14 protein-coding genes are annotated in these 17,912 nt (G+C 64.0%); 8 read left to right on the forward strand and 6 right to left on the reverse strand.

What is annotated here, in order from left to right; translation table 11 throughout:
- The first annotated feature begins 157 nt into the window (after positions 1–157).
- The 6 genes from recC (at position 158) to DU490_RS17625 (ending at position 11,231) form a co-directional block, all read left to right on the forward strand.
- Positions 158–3,931, forward strand: a complete 3,774-nt coding sequence (recC, locus tag DU490_RS09785) for an exodeoxyribonuclease V subunit gamma (protein WP_114574115.1) — start codon at positions 158–160, stop codon at positions 3,929–3,931.
- Positions 3,928–7,962 (forward strand): exodeoxyribonuclease V subunit beta, encoded by a 4,035-nt coding sequence (recB, locus tag DU490_RS09790; RefSeq protein ID WP_114574116.1) that lies wholly within the window; start codon positions 3,928–3,930, stop codon positions 7,960–7,962. The genes recC and recB overlap by 4 nt, the downstream gene beginning before the upstream one ends.
- Entirely contained in the window at positions 7,959–10,424 is a 2,466-nt protein-coding gene (gene recD, locus DU490_RS09795) for an exodeoxyribonuclease V subunit alpha (protein WP_114574117.1), read from the forward strand. Before recB ends, recD begins: the two co-directional genes overlap by 4 nt.
- A 107-nt stretch (positions 10,425–10,531) precedes the next feature.
- Positions 10,532–10,786 (forward strand): type II toxin-antitoxin system HicA family toxin, encoded by a 255-nt coding sequence (locus tag DU490_RS09800; RefSeq protein ID WP_066444310.1) that lies wholly within the window; start codon positions 10,532–10,534, stop codon positions 10,784–10,786.
- Positions 10,783–11,145 (forward strand): type II toxin-antitoxin system HicB family antitoxin, encoded by a 363-nt coding sequence (locus tag DU490_RS09805; RefSeq protein WP_114574118.1) that lies wholly within the window; start codon positions 10,783–10,785, stop codon positions 11,143–11,145. The genes DU490_RS09800 and DU490_RS09805 overlap by 4 nt, the downstream gene beginning before the upstream one ends.
- The gene (locus DU490_RS17625; protein ID WP_404872843.1) at positions 11,142–11,231 is read left to right on the forward strand and encodes a hypothetical protein; all 90 of its coding nucleotides are present in this window, start codon (positions 11,142–11,144) and stop codon (positions 11,229–11,231) included. Before DU490_RS09805 ends, DU490_RS17625 begins: the two co-directional genes overlap by 4 nt.
- A gap of 132 nt (positions 11,232–11,363) precedes the next feature.
- Here the strand turns inward: DU490_RS17625 and DU490_RS09815 are convergent, their stop codons facing one another.
- Positions 11,364–11,561, reverse strand: a complete 198-nt coding sequence (locus tag DU490_RS09815) for a GFA family protein (RefSeq protein WP_181870006.1) — start codon at positions 11,559–11,561, stop codon at positions 11,364–11,366.
- A 152-nt stretch (positions 11,562–11,713) separates the two neighbouring features.
- Here DU490_RS09815 and DU490_RS09820 point away from each other — a divergent pair, with 152 nt between their 5' ends.
- Together DU490_RS09820 and DU490_RS09825 are read left to right on the forward strand one after the other, a co-directional pair.
- Positions 11,714–12,046, forward strand: a complete 333-nt coding sequence (locus tag DU490_RS09820; protein WP_066444243.1) for an antibiotic biosynthesis monooxygenase — start codon at positions 11,714–11,716, stop codon at positions 12,044–12,046.
- A 21-nt stretch (positions 12,047–12,067) separates the two neighbouring features.
- Positions 12,068–12,721, forward strand: coding sequence for a 5'-methylthioadenosine/S-adenosylhomocysteine nucleosidase (locus DU490_RS09825; RefSeq protein WP_114574119.1), 654 nt, complete (start codon positions 12,068–12,070; stop codon positions 12,719–12,721).
- A 9-nt stretch (positions 12,722–12,730) separates the two neighbouring features.
- Here the strand turns inward: DU490_RS09825 and DU490_RS09830 are convergent, their stop codons facing one another.
- The 5 genes from DU490_RS09830 to DU490_RS09855 all read right to left on the reverse strand — a co-directional run bounded on the left by DU490_RS09830 (position 12,731) and on the right by DU490_RS09855 (position 17,791).
- A complete protein-coding gene (locus DU490_RS09830) occupies positions 12,731–13,270 on the reverse strand; it encodes a superoxide dismutase family protein (protein WP_220270477.1) in 540 nt (179 codons plus the stop codon).
- 163 nt (positions 13,271–13,433) lie between these two features.
- A complete protein-coding gene (locus DU490_RS09835) occupies positions 13,434–13,775 on the reverse strand; it encodes a cupin domain-containing protein (protein ID WP_220270478.1) in 342 nt (113 codons plus the stop codon).
- A gap of 18 nt (positions 13,776–13,793) precedes the next feature.
- Complete coding sequence (locus tag DU490_RS09840; protein WP_114574121.1) at positions 13,794–14,978, reverse strand: Fic family protein; 1,185 nt, start codon at positions 14,976–14,978, stop codon at positions 13,794–13,796.
- Positions 14,979–15,278: 300 nt separating this feature from the next.
- Positions 15,279–15,971, reverse strand: a complete 693-nt coding sequence (locus DU490_RS17180; protein WP_181870007.1) for a hypothetical protein — start codon at positions 15,969–15,971, stop codon at positions 15,279–15,281.
- Between the two features lie 248 nt (positions 15,972–16,219).
- Positions 16,220–17,791 (reverse strand): DUF2235 domain-containing protein, encoded by a 1,572-nt coding sequence (locus tag DU490_RS09855; RefSeq protein ID WP_258801570.1) that lies wholly within the window; start codon positions 17,789–17,791, stop codon positions 16,220–16,222.
- Positions 17,792–17,912: the final 121 nt, after the last annotated feature.

Here is a 17,912-nt window from a genome sequence, read left to right on the forward strand (position 1 = left end):
GCTGCAGTCAAGAAGCACCATAGTACTCTTACAAACCACACCTATGACAGAACAGAAGGCTTGGTACATATGGCGTCTCAAGCGCGGTCCCATGAAGCTGTAAAACTGCATTTATGGCACCATGGCAGGGTCCATCGCTCTTAGGAAAAAACCCGCCATGCCGTTCGCCACCACGCCCCTCACCCCCGGCTTCATGGTCGTTCACGGCAACCGCCTGGAGGACCTGCGCGGCGTGGCGGTGGAGTGGATGAAGCGCCACCCGCTGGCGCCGCTGGAGAACGAAACGATCCTGGTGCAGAGCAACGGTATCGGCCAGTGGATGAAGCTGGCGCTGGCCGCCGACGAGGCCGATGGCGGCAGCGGCATCGCCGCCGCGGTGGACGTCTCCCTGCCGGCGCGCTTTCTGTGGCAGGCCTACCGTGCGGTCCTCAACCACGTGGAAGGCGACCCCAACTCGGTGCCGGCCACCTCACCCTTCGACAAGTCGCACCTGATCTGGCGGCTGCTGCGCCTGCTGCCCGAGCTGATGCCGCGAGACGAATTCGCCCCGCTGCGCCGCTTCCTCGAAGGCGACAACGACCTGCGCAAGCAACACCAGCTCGCCGAGCGCCTGGCCGACCTGTTCGACCAGTACCAGGTCTACCGCGCCGACTGGCTCGACGCCTGGGGCCGCGGCGAGGACGTGCTGATCTCCGCCCGCGGCCAGGCCCAGGCGCTTCCCGACACCCAGCGCTGGCAGCCCGCCCTCTGGCGCGCACTCATCGAAGACGTAGGCGACGACGGTGTGGCCTCCAGCCGTGCCATGGTGCACCGCCGCTTCCTCGAGGCGGCGCGCCAGCTCGACGGCAACAATCGCCCCGTTGGTCTTCCAAGGCGGGTGATGGTGTTCGGCATCTCCTCGCTGCCGCAGCAATCGCTGGAAGCGCTGGCTGCTATCGCCCGCTGCAGCCAGGTGGTGCTGTGCGTGCACAACCCCTGCCAGCACTACTGGGCCGACATCATCGAACACAAGGACCTGCTCCGCGCCCAGCGCTACCGACAGCAGCGCAAGGCCGGCATGCCGGCGCGGCTCGACGTGCTCGGCCTTGGCGACGCTGACGCTAATGGCGACGGAGCGGAAAGCCTGCACCTGCACGCCCAGCCGCTGCTGGCCGCCTGGGGCAAGCAGGGCCGCGACTACCTGCGCCTGCTCGACGAGCACGACGACGCCCAGCAGTACGAGCGCCTGTTCGCCGCCGACTCGCTGCGCATCGACCTGTTCGAACCCTTCGTGCGCGAGGGGGACGGCCGGCTGCTGCAGCAATTGCAGGACGACATCCGCGAACTGCGCCCGCTGCACGAGACCTGCGACACCTGGCCGGCGGTGGACCCCAGCCGCGACGACTCCCTCGTCTTCCACGCCGCCCACAGCCCCCAGCGCGAGGTGGAGATCCTGCACGACCAGCTGCTCGCCGCCTTCAGCGCCGACCCCAGCCTCAAGCCCCGCGACGTGATCGTGATGGTGCCGGACATCGACCACTACGCGCCCCACGTGCAGGCGGTCTTTGGTCAGTATGCGAGGGGCCAACTGGAACGCGACGACCCGCGCTACATCCCCTTCACGCTCTCCGACCAGGGCAGCCGCCACCGCCTGCCGCTGCTGATCGCACTGGAGAAACTGCTGCGCCTGCCGGAACTACGCCTCTCGGTGAGCGACCTGCTCGACCTGCTCGACGTGCCCGCCCTGCGTGCACGCTTCGGCATCCAGGAAGACGACGTACCCACCCTGCGCCGCTGGATCGAGGGTGCCGGCATCCGCTGGGGGCTCAACGCCGGCCAGCGCGGCAGCCTCGACCTGCCCGCCGGCATGGAACAGAACACCTGGGCCTTCGGCCTGCGCCGGCTGCTGCTGGGCTACGCCGTGGGCGAAGCCGCCAGCGGCCCGTGGCAAGGCATCGAACCCTTCGACGATATCGGCGGGCTGGAAGCGGCGCTGGCCGGCCCCTTGGCCGCCCTGCTGGAAACCCTGGAGCAACAGTGGCGCACCCTGCGCGAACCCACCGACGTGGCCGGCTGGGTGCAGCGCCTGCGCGCCCTGCTGGAAGCGAGCTTTCTCGCCGACGCCCCCGAAGACAGCCTGATGCTGGCCCAGCTCGAACAGAAGTTGCAGGCGTGGCAGGAGGGCGCCGAGGAGGCCGGACTGACCCGCGAGCTGCCTCTCTCCGTGGTGCGCGAGCACTGGCTGGGCCAGATCGACGAATCGAGCCTGTCGCAGCGCTTCATGGCCGGCGCGGTGAACTTCGCCACCCTGATGCCGATGCGCGCCATCCCCTTCAAGCGCGTCTGCCTGCTGGGCATGAACGACGGCGACTACCCGCGCAGCCAGCCACCGATGGACTTCGACCTGATGAACGGCGACTACCGCCCCGGCGACCGCTCGCGCCGCGAGGACGACCGCTACCTGTTCCTCGAAGCGCTGCTCTCCGCCCGCGAACAGCTCTATGTGAGCTGGGTGGGCCGCAGCATCGTCGACAACGCCGAGAAACCGCCCTCGGTGCTGGTCGGCCAACTGCGCGACCACCTCCAGGCCGGCTGGTGCCTTTCCGACAAGGGCGAAAACGACGGCAGTTACTTGCTCGACGCCCTCACCACCGCGCACCCGCTGCAGCCTTTCAGCCGCACCTACTTCCCCACCGAGGCACAGCAGGCCGAGCGCGACGTATCGGCCCGGCGGCTGTTCACCTACGCCCATGAGTGGCGCGAGGTGCACACAGAAAACGAAGGATCAGCAAGAACCCAAAGCGTCACGAGCGAAGACGAGACAAGGCAAAGCCCGCCGAAAACGCGGAGTTTACGAGCTGTAAATGAGCAGTTTGAGAAGGGCTTTAACGCCGTATCGTCGAGCGCAGTAGCTTTGGCACCATATAAGCAGGACACGCCGCTTACACTGGCCCAGCTCGGCAACTTCCTGCGCGACCCGGCCCGCGCCTTCTTTACTACCCGGCTCAAGGTCTTCCTGGAACGCGAGGACATCGTCAGCCTCGATCACGAGCCCTTCGACCTGGACGGCCTCGCTAACTGGCAGCTGCAGGACCGGCTGATCCGCGAGCAACGCCGCGCCGTGGACGAAGGCCGCGAGCGCATGCCCGCCATGCTCGACACCCTCGACCGCCTGCAGGGCCAGGGCGTGCTGGCCATGGGCGCCTTCGGCGAGCGCATGCGCGAGCAGCTCACCGAACCGATGCCGGAACTGTTCGAAGCCTATGAAGCCGCGCTGGACGAGTGGCCCCACGCCATCGAAGAGCCGGAGCCGGTGCAGCTCAACGTGCCCGGCGCACCGCCTATTGAAGACTGGCTCGACGAGCTGCGCCGCGACTCAGAGGGCAACCGCTGCCGCCTGGTGCTGGTCAGCAGCAGCTTGATCAAGAAGGGCAAGTACCACTGGCAGCACATCCTGCGCCACTGGGTGGCGCACCTGGCCGGTCATCTGGAAGGCCACCCTTTGACCACACGGTTACTCTCCAAGGCGGGCCACGTGACACTGCCGCCCCTCGACCCGGAACTCGCCCGCGGCCACCTGCGCGAGATCGTCAAATCCTGGCAGGCCGGCATGCGCGAGCCGCTGCCACTGGCCTGCGACACCGCCTTCGTCTGGCTGAGCAAGCTTGGCTCTTCACAACACCCACCAGAGAGTGAGCGCGACAGCGACGCCTGGCACGCTGCCCGCAAGACCTACGAGGGTGACGACTACAACGCCGGCGAAGTGGGCCGCAACGCCTACCTCGCCCATCGCTGGCCAACCTTCACCCGGCTCTACGAAGCCCGCCAGGACAGACTCGGTTTTGCGGAACTCACCGAACGGCTACTCGCCCCGGTGCACCTGGCCGTCAAAGGGGACAAGAAAGAGGGCGGGAAGAAGACAGATGAGAAGAAAGCGGGGGGCAAGGCATGAGCGAGGTCACGCAGTTAAATCCGCTCGACTTTCCCCTGCACGGCAGCCGCTTAATCGAAGCCAGCGCGGGCACCGGCAAGACCTTCACCATCGCTCTGCTCTACGTGCGCCTGGTGCTCGGTGCCCGCTCGGAAACCGACGAGGCCACCTTCAAGCGCCCGCTGACGCCGCCGGAAATCCTGGTGCTGACCTTCACCAACGCCGCCACCCAGGAGCTGCGCGAGCGTATTCGTGCGCGGCTGGTGGAAGCAGCAGAAGTCTTTTTACAAACGCCCGAAACCGCGTCCGAGATTCCCGACGCTTCGGGAGCAGAACATAGCGGAGGTCATTCTGCAGGGATGCAGAATGTAGCGCCCAGGAACGGGTTTACAGCGCCTCCGCGGAGTTCTGCTGACGAAGCTGAACACGGGGCGCCGGGGTCAGGCCGAAGAGGAGGTCCGATTCCAGGGAAGGAATCGGTAGCGCCCAGGGATGGGTTCACAGCGCCTCCTCGCAGGCCTGACGCCGGATCAGCCCCGGCTACGAAGAGCCAAGCAGATCCGCTGCTCATCGCCCTCCGCAATGAATACGATCCCGCCACCTGGCCCGCCTGCGCCCGTCGCCTGCAGCTCGCCGCAGAGTGGATGGACGAGGCCGCCGTCTCCACCATCCACAGCTGGTGCTACCGCATGCTGCGCGAGCACGCCTTCGACAGCGGCAGCCTGTTCTCCCTCGACCTGGAAAACGACCAGACCGAGCTGGAGCTCGAAGTGGTTCGCGACTACTGGCGAAGCTTCTACTACCCGCTCAACACCGACGAACTGGCAAGCGTGGTACGCCACTGGAGCACGCCCAAGCAACTGCACGCTGCCGTGCGCGGGCTGATGCCCGAATGTGATGCGCTCGACAAAGGCGCCCCGCCCCCGGCCGAAACGGTCGCCAACGCCCAACGCGAGACCGCCGAGTGCCTCGCCCAGCTCAAAGCGCCGTGGGCCACGTGGATCGAGCAATTGCGCGATGTGTTCGAAGAGGCCGCCCAGCAGAAGGCCTTCAAGGGCCAGAGCTTCAATGCCCGAAGCCGTGCCAGCTGGCTCGGCGCACTGCGCGACTGGTCCCAGGGGGATGCCACCTGGCCCGGCCTGACCGATGCCGCCTGGAAGCGTCTCACGCCCCAGGGCATGGCCGATATCTGGCTCAAGGGCGAGCCGCCAGACCACCCGGCACTGGCCGCACTGGAAGCGCTCCAGGACGAACTCAACGCCCTGCCCGATCCCTACGCCGACCTGCTCACCCACGCCGTGCACTGGTGCCGCGCGCGGCTCGACCGCGAGCAGGAGCGCCGCGCCCAGATGGGCCCCAACGAGCTGCTGACCCATCTTGACCGGGCGTTGGCCGGCCCCAACTGCGAGACACTCGGCGCGCAGATCCGCCGCCAGTTCCCGGTCGCCCTGGTCGACGAATTCCAGGACACCGACCCGGTGCAGTACCGCATCTTCGACTGCGTGTACCGCATCCGCGAGAACCGCCGCGAGAGTGGAGTATTCCTGATCGGCGACCCCAAGCAGGCGATCTACGCCTTCCGCGGCGCCGACATCCATACCTACCTGCGCGCACGCCGCGACACCCAAGGCCGCCACGTCACCTTGGGCACCAACTTCCGCTCCAGCGAGGCGATGGTCGAGTCGGTGAACCGCTGCTTCGAATTCGCCGAAGCGCACCCGCCCGGTGCCTTCCTGTTCAATTCCCCCGAGGGGAACCCCGTTCCTTTCAATGCGGTTGCCGCCAAGGGACGCAAGGACTCACTTACCCGCCAGGGTCAGCCGCTGCCAGCCATGACCCTGTGGCAGCTCGACAGCGACGAGCCGCTTTCCAAGACCGCCTACCACGGCGTGATGGCCGAGCGCTGCGCCTCCTATATGGTCGAGCTGCTCAACGAGGGTCAAAGCGGCCAAGCAGGCTTCCAGGAAGGCGAGCGCTTGCAGCCGCTCAAGCCCTCCGATATGGCAGTGCTGGTCAACGGCCTGGGCGAGGCGCGGGCGATCCGCCAGGCGCTGGCCCGGCGCGGCGTGAAGAGCGTCTACCTCTCCGACAAGGACAAGGTGTTCGCCTCGCCGGTCGCCCCCCAGCTCGACGCCTGGCTGCGCGCCTGTGCGGCGCCCGAAGACGACCGGCTGCTGCGCACCGCCCTGGCCACCCCGGTACTGGGGCTCGATATCGCCACGCTGGATAGTTTGAACGAGGATGAGTTGGCCTGGGAAAGCCGGGTGCTGCAGTTCCGTGACTACCACCGCCTGTGGCAACGCCAGGGCGTGCTGCCGCTGGTGCGCAAGATCATCCACGATTTCGACGTGGCGACGCGGCTGCTTTCGAGCGGGCCCGCCAGCGAGGGTGAGCGCTTCCTAACGGATCTGCTGCACTTGGGGGAATTGCTGCAGCACGCCAGCCAGGAGCTCGACGGCGAACACGCGCTGATCCGCTTTCTCGCCGAATCCATCGCTCATCCCGAAGGCCAGGGCGACACCCACAAGCTGCGCCTGGAGAGCGACGCCGACCTGGTGCAGGTCATCACCATTCACAAGTCCAAGGGGCTGGAGTACCCGCTGGTGTTCCTGCCCTTCATCTGTAGCCATCGCCCGACGAAGAAAGACGACTCGCCACTGCGCTGGCATGACGCCGAGGGGCGCCTGCGCATCAGCCTGGAGGCCGACGAGGAGACCCTGGCCACCGTCGACCGCGAGCGCCTGGGCGAAGACCTGCGCAAACTCTACGTGGCGCTGACCCGCGCGCGCCACGCCACCTGGCTAGGCATGGCCCCGCTCAAGGGCGGCGAAGGCGGCGCCATCGGCCAACTGCTGGCCAACGGCGAACCGATCGGACCCAGCGTATTTGGAGAGGTGCTGAAGCGGCTCAAGGGCGACTGCGCGGCCATCGAGATCGCCCCGGCGCCGCCGGCCCACGCCCAGATCATCAGCCAGACCGAGCGCGACGAAAGCCTGGGCGAAGCACGCACGCCCACGCGCCCCGCCCGCGAGCACTGGTGGATCGCCAGCTACTCGGCGCTGCGCCTCTCGGGGGACATCCTGTCCATTGAAACTACGACCGCCCCAGTAAGCACAGACTTACCATTTAGCACACAGACTCCCTCGCCCACTGGAACAACCGGCGCCCCGCTCGCCGAGCCGGCCACCGCAATGGAAGCCACCGCGCTGGAAGTAATTAGCGAACCGCATGACAGCGGTACCAGCGAGCGTTTACCTTCCCTGCATCGCTTCCCCCGTGGCCCTGGCCCCGGCACCTTCCTACACGGCATTCTCGAATGGGCGGGGGAGTTGGGCTTCGCCCGCGTGGCCCGCGACCCGGCACTCCGCGAGGAGACCCTGGCCCGGCGCTGCCAGGTGCGCGGTTGGCAGCAGTGGCTGCCCACCCTGCACTCATGGTTCGGCACAATGCTCGCCGCCCCGCTGCCGCTGCCCAATGGCGCGGGCAGCCTTACGCTCGAAACGCTGACGAGCTACCAGGTGGAAATGGAGTTCTGGTTCGCCGCCAGCAAAGTCGACACCCGCCGACTGGACGCCCTCGTAAGTGCTTACACACTCCCCAACCCAGATGACAGACCAGGCGCGAACCATCCGCGCCTCGCGTTGGATGCCGACACCCTCAACGGCATGCTCAAGGGCTTCATCGACCTGGTGTTCGAGCATGAAGGGCGCTACTACGTGGCCGACTGGAAGTCGAACCACCTGGGGCCGGACGACAGCGCCTATGCCCCCCAGGCCATGCAGCTTGCCATCGCCGAGAAGCGCTACGACCTGCAGTACGCGCTCTACCTGCTGGCCCTGCACCGGCTGCTCAAGGCGCGCTTGCCGGGCTACGACTACGACCAACACATCGGCGGCTCGCTCACCGTCTTTCTCAGGGGCACCAATGCGGAGAGCCGCGGCGTACACGCCGAGCGCCCCCCGCGCCAACTGATCGAAGCGATGGATGCGCTGTTCCAGGGCGATACCCAAGCGGCAAGCGCCGCCACCCAGGCAACGGAGGCGCCGGCATGAGCAAGCGCAGCAAGAACCACGACGACGCCACCCCGGACCTGTTCGCCGATCTCGGCGAGGAATCAGGCGCCGATAACGAAGTCGGTATTGGCAACGAAGCAGGCATTAGCGACGCACCAGGCAAGAGCGAACCCACCAGGCCGGAAACGCCCAAGGCCGCGCTCAACGACACCCAGGCGCTGTTCGCCCTGCTCGACCGCTGGGTGGAGCGCGGCTGGCTGCGCGCGCTGGACCGGGCGCTCGCCAGCTTCTTCCAGCGCGAGGTGAGCGACGCCCCTCCCCTGCTGCTGCTCGCAGCCGCCCTTGCCAGCCACCAGCTCGGCCGCGGCCACGTGTGCCTCGACCTCGCCCAGACCCTGGCCGCCCCCGACCTGGCACTCTCGCTGCCGCCGGAAGGCGACGACCTGAGCGACCCGCCGCCGCTGCCCAGCGACGTGCTGGAAGGGCTCGAACTCGCCAACTGGCGCGACGCCCTGAACCATCCCGCCCTGGTGGCGGACGGTAGTGGCCCAGGCTCAATCCCAGGCAATACGCCGCTGGTGCGCAGCGCGCGCGACGATAACGTGCGGCTCTACCTGCGCCGCTACTGGCAGTACGAGCAGCATATCCGCCACCACATCTCAGCAAGACTGGGCACAATCGGCGACGCCTTACCCTCCAGCACAAGCGACGATGTCCTACCCTCCAACACAAGCGATAAAATCTGTAGGAGGAAGCTTCAGCTCACGACTGGCGCCGCCAGGCGCCCCGATACAGCCACCGACACTAACCGCTTCGCCACTGCTCTTGATTCCCTCTTCCCCAGCAGCGTGGACATCGACTGGCAAAAAATCGCCTGTGCCCTCGCCGCCCAGGCCCACTTCGCCGTCATCACCGGCGGCCCCGGCACCGGCAAGACCACCACCGTGGTTAAATTGCTCGCCCTGCTCCAGGCGCTAGCCCTGGGCGAGCCTGTACAAGCAGGCTCAGGCGCTCCGCGCCCGCTGCGCATTCGCCTGGCCGCCCCCACCGGCAAGGCCGCCGCGCGGCTCAACGAATCCATCGCCAAGCAGGTGCAGGGGCTTTCGCTGGTGGAACTGGCCGCCGCCGTGGGCCAACAGGGTGTGGACATCTCAACCCTGCGCGACAGCATCTCGACGGAAGTGACCACGCTGCATCGCCTGCTGGGCTCGCGGCCGGACACGCGCCACTTCCGCCACCACGCCGGCAACCCGCTGGCGCTGGACGCCCTGGTGATCGACGAAGCCTCGATGGTGGATATCGAGATGATGGCCGCCGTGCTCACCGCCCTGCCGCCCAGGGCGCGGCTGATCCTGCTCGGCGACAAGGACCAGCTCGCCTCGGTGGAAGCCGGCGCCGTGCTCGGCGACCTGTGCCAGCGCGCCGAAGGCGGCCACTACACCCCGGCCACCTGCGACTGGCTGGAGCGGGTGGTCGGCACGCCGATTCCTGAACGGTACCGGGACGCAGGCGGCCAGCCGCTGGACCAGGCCATTGCCATGCTGCGGGTAAGCCATCGCTTCGACGCGAAAAGCGGCATCGGCCAGCTCGCCGAAGCTGTCAACCGCCCGCTTGGTCCCGAACATGATCAGAAGGCAAAGAAACGCGCCGTGCGCGAGATATTTCAGCAGGGCTACGCCGATATCGCCCGCCTCGCCCTGACGGACGCCGACGACCCGGCGCTGGATCGCCTGGTAGTGAACGGCAACCCGGCCGGCTTCACCAACAGCGGCGAAGGCCGCCACGACCGCCATGGCGAGCCCATCGAGCCGCCGGTCGGCTACGGCCACTACCTTGAAGTAATGAAATCAGCGCGCCCCGCGCAGCCCTTCTTCGGCGAAGGCGAAGCGCGCCAGCCCTATGACGACTGGGCCCGCCAGGTACTCGCCGCCCATGGCCACTTCCAGTTACTGTGCGCCCTCAGGAAAGGCACCTGGGGCATTGAAGGACTGAACCCGCGCATCGGTCGCTCGCTGCGCCGCGCCGGCTGGCTCAAGGCCAGCGACCTGGAGTTGGAACAGGGCTGGTTCGAAGGCCGCCCGGTGCTCGTCACCCGCAACGACTATGGCCTGGGGCTGATGAATGGCGATATCGGCATCACTCTCGCCGTACCCGAGGCCCGCAGTAACACCGAAACGCCCGGTCGTACGCTGCTGCGCGTCGCCTTCCCGGCAAGCGATGGCAGCGGCGACATCAAGTGGGTGCTGCCCAGCCGCCTGCAGGCGGTGGAAACCGTCTTCGCCATGACCGTACACAAATCCCAGGGCTCGGAATTCACCCACACCGCCCTGCTGCTCCCCGACGCCCCCAACCCCATCCTCACCCGCGAGCTGGTCTACACCGGCATCACCCGCGCAAGGGACTGGCTCACGCTGGTGGAGACGGGCCGCGGGATGCTGGATGAGGCGGTGACAAGGGCGGTGGTTAGGGTGAGTGGGTTGGGAGGCTTAAGACAGGCATGATTAGCGCCATAATCATGATTTTGCCGCTCCGCGCACCATCGCCCCGCCATGGGCCAGCCGGTTGGCGCATCCTGGCTTGTGATACTAAAATATAGTACCGTTTGAGCATGAAACGAAAACACGCCAAGACGCTGGCCGCCATCTTCAGCCGACCCACGCCGGGATCGATCCCCTGGAGCGACATCGAATCGCTGTTTAGGGCGCTGGGCGCTGACATCCAGGAGCGGGAGGGCTCGCGTATCGCCGTGGTGCTGTTTGGCGAGGTGCGTGTGTTCCATCGGCCCCACCCTTCACCGGATACCGATAAGGGCGCGGTGGCCAGCATCCGCAAGTGGTTGGAAGAGAACGGAGAGACACCGTGAACAACATCATGATCATCGATGGCTATCGCGCCGTCATTCAGTACGACCCGGATATCGAGCTGTTCCGCGGCGAGTTCACCGGACTGAACGGCGGTGCCGACTTCTACGCCGACAGCGTGGCCAAGCTGCGTGAGGAAGGCCAGGTGTCGCTGCGGGTCTTCCTCGAGGAATGCCGGGAGCGTGGCATCGAGCCCACCAAGTCCTATTCCGGCAAGTTCCAGGTGCGCCTGCCTGAGGAGCTGCACAAAAGCGCCGTCGATGCCGCCATGGCCAAGGGGCAGAGCCTCAATCAGTTCGTGGCCACCGCCATCGAGCACGAACTCTCGGTCGACAATAGTTACTCGACCGCATCAAGATAGAAGCCAACAAGCGCGACATGCCCTATCAATCCTTGATCAAGGCCTGGCTTGCGGATGATGTCAACGAGAGCCGCAGGAGCGGGTAAGGGCAGGCCTTCGACCATGGCGGGATCAAATATTTCTATGGTGAGTGGCCAGCGGCCACTCCCACATACGCCATGCGGTTTCTCCTGCGCTTCACTCTATCGCCCTTCTTGTGTGTGTTGGACGTTGACCGTTTAGCGGGCAAACCCGGAAAACCTGGGCAACTCATCGGCAAGCTCGAACCACTCGGCCTTGGCCGAGACCCAGGCGTGGTAGCGCTTGCTCGGCGATACGGGCGTATCCAGGGTGCCCAGCCGCAGCCGCTTGGCTTCGGGCCGGTCGTCTCGGGCGCTGTAGAGCGGACTGCCGCACAGGCAGCTTCCCTTGAGCATCGGCCTCTTCTCCCCGGTGGCTTTCGCTTACGATACCCGTTTCGGTATCGAGCGCTACTTTCGCGGTGAATGCCGATGCCCTTGCCCCCTGTCGACGTCGGTGTCATCGTCAAACGGTCACCATCAGCCGCCTGACCGCAAGGAGCATTATCGTGTTCATCGCCATGAACCGTTTTCGGGTCAACCCCGAGAGAGTGGAGGAGTTCGAGCAGATCTGGCTGGAGCGGGAGAGCCACCTGCAAGGCCTGCCCGGTTTCGTCGAGTTCCATATGCTGCGCGGCCCCGAGAAGGAGGACCACGTGCTCTACGCCTCTCACACCATCTGGCGCTCGCGCGAGGACTTCGAGGCCTGGACGCACTCCGAGGCGTTCCGCGCAGCACACGCCAACGCCGGTCAGAGCAAGCGCGAGGGGCTCTACCTGGGCCCGCCGAACTTCGAAGGGTTCGAGGTTATCCAGACGGTCGGCAACGCGAGCGATGCCTGAGGCACAGATGAGGATCGAAGCATGAGCACGGCTCAGCACACGCCGCCACTGACGCAACTGGGCGGCCACAACGTCCTCTTCGCGATGGCTGCCGACGCCGAATACGGCCCGCATCTCAAGCAGCGTTTTACCTCGTTCATGACCGGCGTTGGCCCTGTCGAGGCGGCCGTCGAGCTTACCACTGCCCTTGCCGCCCTGGCACTGCACAGCCGCCTGCCGGATCTGGTGGTGTCGCTGGGCTCGGCGGGCAGCCGGGTGCTGGAGCAGGCCGAGATCTATCAGGCGACTTCTGTGTCCTACCGCGACATGGACGCCACGCCGCTGGGCTTCGAGAAGGGCGCCACGCCCTTTCTCGACCTGCCGGCGACCCTTCCGCTGCCGCTGCGCATTCCCGGCATTCGCGAGGCCACGCTCTCGACCGGCGCCAATATCGTCTCGGGCTCGGCCTATGACGCCATCGCCGCCGAGATGGTGGACATGGAGAGCTACGCCTGCCTGCGCGCCTGCATGCGCTTCGACGTGCCGCTGGTCGTGCTGCGCGGCATTTCGGACGGCAAGGCGGAGCTGCATCACGTCGACGACTGGACGGAGTATCTGCATGTCATCGACGAGAAGCTGGCCGCCGCCGTCGACCGCCTCGGCGAGGCGATAGCCGAGGGCCTGTTGGCGCGCTGACGGCTGGAGTCAGTCTGCCTGCACGACCCCGCAGGCAACACGATCGCCGGCGCCGCCGATGGGCTGACTCATGTGGTCATCGGGGTTTTCGTGGATGACCAGCGCGCTGCCGTCATCATCGAGCATGTTGCCACCGACGCTACCGTCGAGGCTTGCCCGTTCATTGAACATTTCCACCATCGCGCTGCCGTCGCTGTGGACATAGAAGTTGGGCAGGTCGCCGGCATCCGGGCCTTCTGGATTGAGGAAACCATGCTCTGAGTCATCGGGATTGAGGTGGCCACCCGAGGCCTGGAACCCCTCCTCGTGATCCTCGCAAGTACCGACGCTATGGATGTGAATGGCCTTCCAGCCCTCGTCCAGGCCATCGATGCTGAAGTTGATCAGCACCCCGGCCGGGCCCTGATTGATCGTGCCTTCCCCCACCACCTCACCGTCGTTATCGATGAATTCAACGCTGGCCGTCGGGCCGTTGCCCTCCTCGGCCATGCTCGAAAGGGAAAAAGCCCCGAGTGCCAAACCAATCATTACTGCATGTCCCTTTTTCATCAAATCCTCCATATAGATTGAACGACCCTTGTTGGCCCCCCCAGCATAGTATGCAGACAGCAAATTACGACCTGGGGATGGTAAGGTGCGTGAAATCCCACCCAATTTCGCTGGAGGCGCTTGCCGAGGGCCTGTTGGCGCGCTGACGCTCGGGGTTGCCGGATCAGGGAGTGTTCGACACGGCTTCGCCACCTTCCGGGCCGTAGAAGAACACCCAAGTGGCGAAGTCATCGGTGAAGTCTTCGAAGCGGTGGACGACGCCCGCTGGCACAAACAGTACCTCACCGGCCTCGAAGGGCTGCCGGGTGTCTCCGTTGACGAAATGGCCCGAGCCGGAGATGACGACGTACACCTCGTCTCGGGTATGGGGCATTTGGCGATCCACACCTTCCGGCTTGTAGACCTCGACCTGGAGCGAGCCGTGTCGGAATACCTCGGCAAAGGGCGCACCGTTATTGTCCTGCAGCGTCTTCAATGCCGCCGATGGGATCAGGCGCCCCATCATGGTCTCTCCTCAGTAGGTTTAAAGGTCTATGTCCGCCCCCAGGGCAGGCGGCAGGCCGGAGCCCACCACTCGGTAGCGCGTGCTTCGCCCTCCCCCCGGCAGTTTCTCCAAGCAACCCTTGGCCAGTAGATCGGAAAGATGGCGGGTCGCAGTGGCCTTGCTGACCTTGGCGAACTTTTGGTACTGGGCAGCACTGATGCCACCTTCGAAACCATTCTCGAAGTTCTGTTCTCCCCCATCCAGCAACCGATTGAGCACCTTGATCTGCTCCGGCAACAGGCCAGCCTCGGCGAAGCGCTGCCAGAAGCGTGTTTTGGCCAGGGTACGCTCGATGCCGGCTTGGGCATCCGCCAAAGTCTGCACCAGGATATCGAGAAACCAGACCAGCCAGTCGCTGAGATCCGTTGAGCCGCGATGGCTGGCTTCGAGCACCCGGTAGTAGTCCTGGCGCTCGGCCAGGATTGCGGCGGACATGGTATAGAGGCGAATGCTTTGTTGGTCTGTCTGGGCCAAGGCCCGATCGGCAATGGCACGGGCCAGACGACCGTTACCGTCCTCGAAGGGATGCAGGGTGACGAACCAGAAGTGAGCGATACCGGCACGCAGCAAGGGGTCCAGGGCTGGATCGTGGCGGCTCGCCTCGAACCACGCCAGGAAGGCGCCCATTTCGTTCTCCAGCACCTGGCGAGGCGGGGCCTCGAAATGCACCTTCGGCTTGTCGAGACGGCCAGAGACAACCTGCATCGGCTCCTCGCCCCGCCACTCGCCTACCCGCAGCTTGACCAACGAGGCATCGGCATCAGGGAATAGCCAACGATGCCACTGGAAGAGCCGCTCGCGGGTCAGTGCCGTATCCGGCGAGCCGATGGCATCCATCATCATGTCGGCCAGGCCTTCCGAACGCGATGAAACAGCCGTCGCCACACCCTCCACACCGAGGCGTCGTGCCAGGGAGGAGCGTACCGAGGCGGCATTCAAGCGTTCTCCTTCGATGGCCGAAGAGGTAATGATGTTCTGCAACAGCGTATCCAGCGTTACAGCCGGATCATCGTCGGCCGGGAGGGAATCTACCCTGCCCAGCAGCATCCCGAGAGATCGCCACGCTTCCTGAAGGCGAGGCTGTATCACGGCGGCCCGCCACTGAAAAGTGGGCCAGTCGGGCTGCTGCCAGATCCAGGTCGGCCGCGTCGTGGAAGCATTCATCGCGATACCTGAGTGTTCGGTGAGCCGAATAACCGAATTATTCGGCTCATTATATGAGCCGAATTTTCAGCCGATTCGGCTCACGGGTCAAGCGAGGCCATTTGCCGGAGTTGTCAGGACAAGGACCGCTTCCACCGACCGTCGCCGCGAGCGCGGCCTCGGCTTGCACCGCCCGAACCTCACCGCCAGCCACTCGCCGTGAACATCTGGTACCGACGCTTCGCTCTCTTGCTGGCTCGGCCACGGACAAGCGCTGCGCTGTGAGTAGAGCTGAAAGTGATAAGCAATATCAGAAATTACTTATTCTTTAAGCGAGGGTGATGATGTTCTCGACTCTAGTTCTGCTGTAATTTTTTCGCGGTCACTTTTACTTAACATCCCAAGATAAAGCGTGTGATTATTGATCTCTCCCTTGCGCCTATACTGGATAGAGAGCTTGGCACTCCCGTTTTTTTCCATGCACTCAATATTCGAGTAATGGAACCGATGGGTGGATGAAATAGGCGTCTTTTGCATTTCTAAAAAATCTTCGTAAAATTTGTATGCACGGTGAAAGTGATTAAGAAGTCCAAACACTATTGCGATAGCGCCAATCACGATAAGAAAGAATCGCATCTCTGCCGACATGGCAGACATCAGCAGTGCGTAAATAATCAAAACCACGCTGCCGACTGGTTGGATATATCGATCGATAGACTTGGCTTTGTATGAACTAATAATTTCCATTTCCACCTCGTGATTTTTGATTAAAATCAAAATGTAATTCAGTGTATTTTCGAAAAAACTACCGGATACTGCTTGATGGATGGCAAGTAAGATAGCCCACCCTTTTTCTGGCTCAAGGTCTGGTACTGAGTGACATAAGCCTCGTCCCTCTTCATCAGGAGCAATATGGCGAACAGCCAACCAGCCGCGGCCATTGACTTGCCCTGCCCATGCTGGCCATTGCAGCCCGTAAGGGATAGTGGGCTGCAGGTTCTCGGCGGCTCCCAATGCAGCTCGTAGCGCAAGGCGCACCCCGGCGGCGTAGGCCTCGAGGGTAGCGCCTGTCGCTTCGCGCTTGACCCAGTCGATGCCGGAAACGCTAAGCCCATCCTATCGAAGGAAAACCCCATTTTAATGACCAGCGCCAGGCTGGCGCCGGCGAAGCCCTTGGCGACGGTGTCGAGCACAATCAGCTCGTCGGCCAAGCCGAATCGCTGTGAAAGGTTGGCGAAGTACGCCTTGATGCTTTGCATGGTCTAGCGCATGGTCCAGGCGGGCATCTGCTCGCGGGGGTGTGGCTCCGTTACCTGAGTGATGGATTCCTCCCCCGGCTGGTCAATACCACGATACGTCATGAACCGGTATCCACCACTAATCTGGCTGGGTTGACGATTACGGTAGTTCATTTCCTCTGGCTGCTTGTCGTGCAGTCCATACGCGAATAGCAACTCGATAGGCTCGGGAAGTGCGGGTGGGGATTCTTCTCGAGTCCATCGGTGCCAGTTTTCAGCCAAAATGAGGTTTTCACGCAGCACGGCTCGGGCATGACGCCGCGTGTCATTGTGAGGCGACGTGAAGCGATTGCGTATGTGCTGGGCTTCGCGATCTACCTGCTCGAGCCATCCCCATGCCGCATTCAAATCGGCGAGCCCAGCCTTGATGTCGTCACGCTCCGATTCTTCCAGCTCCCATTGCTCGCGACTCTCAGTGAGAGAGGCCGTTACTGCCCCCAAAGTGCGATTGTAGTAGCGGTTGGGCAGCGCATCCTCCCGATTTTCTAGTATTGCCAACGCCTCTCGGTAATCACGATATCGCTGAGCCAACCAGGCCAGGTAGATCAGCGTATGGAAGCGAAAACTCTCCGCTGTCGGGTTTCGGTAGTTCGAAGTCTGCCGTTGGTAATGTCTGGCCATTGTAATTAGCGAGTAGCCTTCGATCCGGTCATTGAGCTCGAACATGCGAGCAAATTGCCGGCCGCGTGTTGCAAGGCTATCCAGAGGGGGAAATGGCACTCCCGCTCTAGTCGCTTGTCGATACATGCGATGGAGCGCGGCTCGCGACAGCTCGGCGCTGGCCTTTTGTTCATCAGCAACCAGGCCGCCGCCGATATCTTCGCTGATTCCAGGACAGAGCTCTTCACGCCAGTTGGCGTTCTGTCCGCCCAAGGGACGACAGCGGCGATAAAAGCGTCGCTCATGGGCAGCGATCAGGTGCAGGGCGCGTCGGCACCCCGGATGCAAGGGGCCGCTGTCGTCGAGTACCGGAGTCAATGGGTGGAACCAGTCCAACGGCCCCATCTCAGGATGGGTACGGTCCACGCAGTCGAGCAAGCCGACGAACACCACCTTGACCTCGGCATCTCCATAGCGATAGCCGCTCCCCACCTTCTCGCACACGTCTTCCAGCAGCTCGCGCACAAAGGCCTTGGCCATAGCAGCGCCGAAGTCGAAGCCGAAGACGGATACTCTAATCTGAGCCAGAGGTAATTGGCTTCCCTGCTTGACGTCGTTGACGCTTTGTTGAAAGTCGCGAATGGCGGTCGACTGGCGCGTATGGGAACCGCTCATCAACAGGCTGGCAATGATAGAGTTATCTCGGATGGGCGCGAAGGCTTCGGCTCCAGTGCGCACCGCTGAGTCTCGTGCCTGCTTGAACCAGTTCCAAGGGCGAGTGATTGAGACCTTGAACGAGCGGCCGAATACTTCCCACCAACGGCCTTTTTGGCTTCCGGAAGCAACGTCTTTGGCTGCTTCGACTGCGCTATCCCGCAGCTGGCCATCCCGGGTAGTCTCTGCCTCGCTAGGGGTGCGATGGACGGCACCCATCATCCCTCCTAATTCATCAGGGTGTCGAATGCGGGGGCTGAACCGAGGTGTTGCCGACACCGATCCACTGCAACGTCATCGAGCCGCTTGATCACCAGGCAATCTATTCCTCATCTGACTTACG

Source organism: Halomonas sp. DQ26W, from assembly GCF_003339685.1.
Taxonomy (GTDB): domain Bacteria; phylum Pseudomonadota; class Gammaproteobacteria; order Pseudomonadales; family Halomonadaceae; genus Halomonas.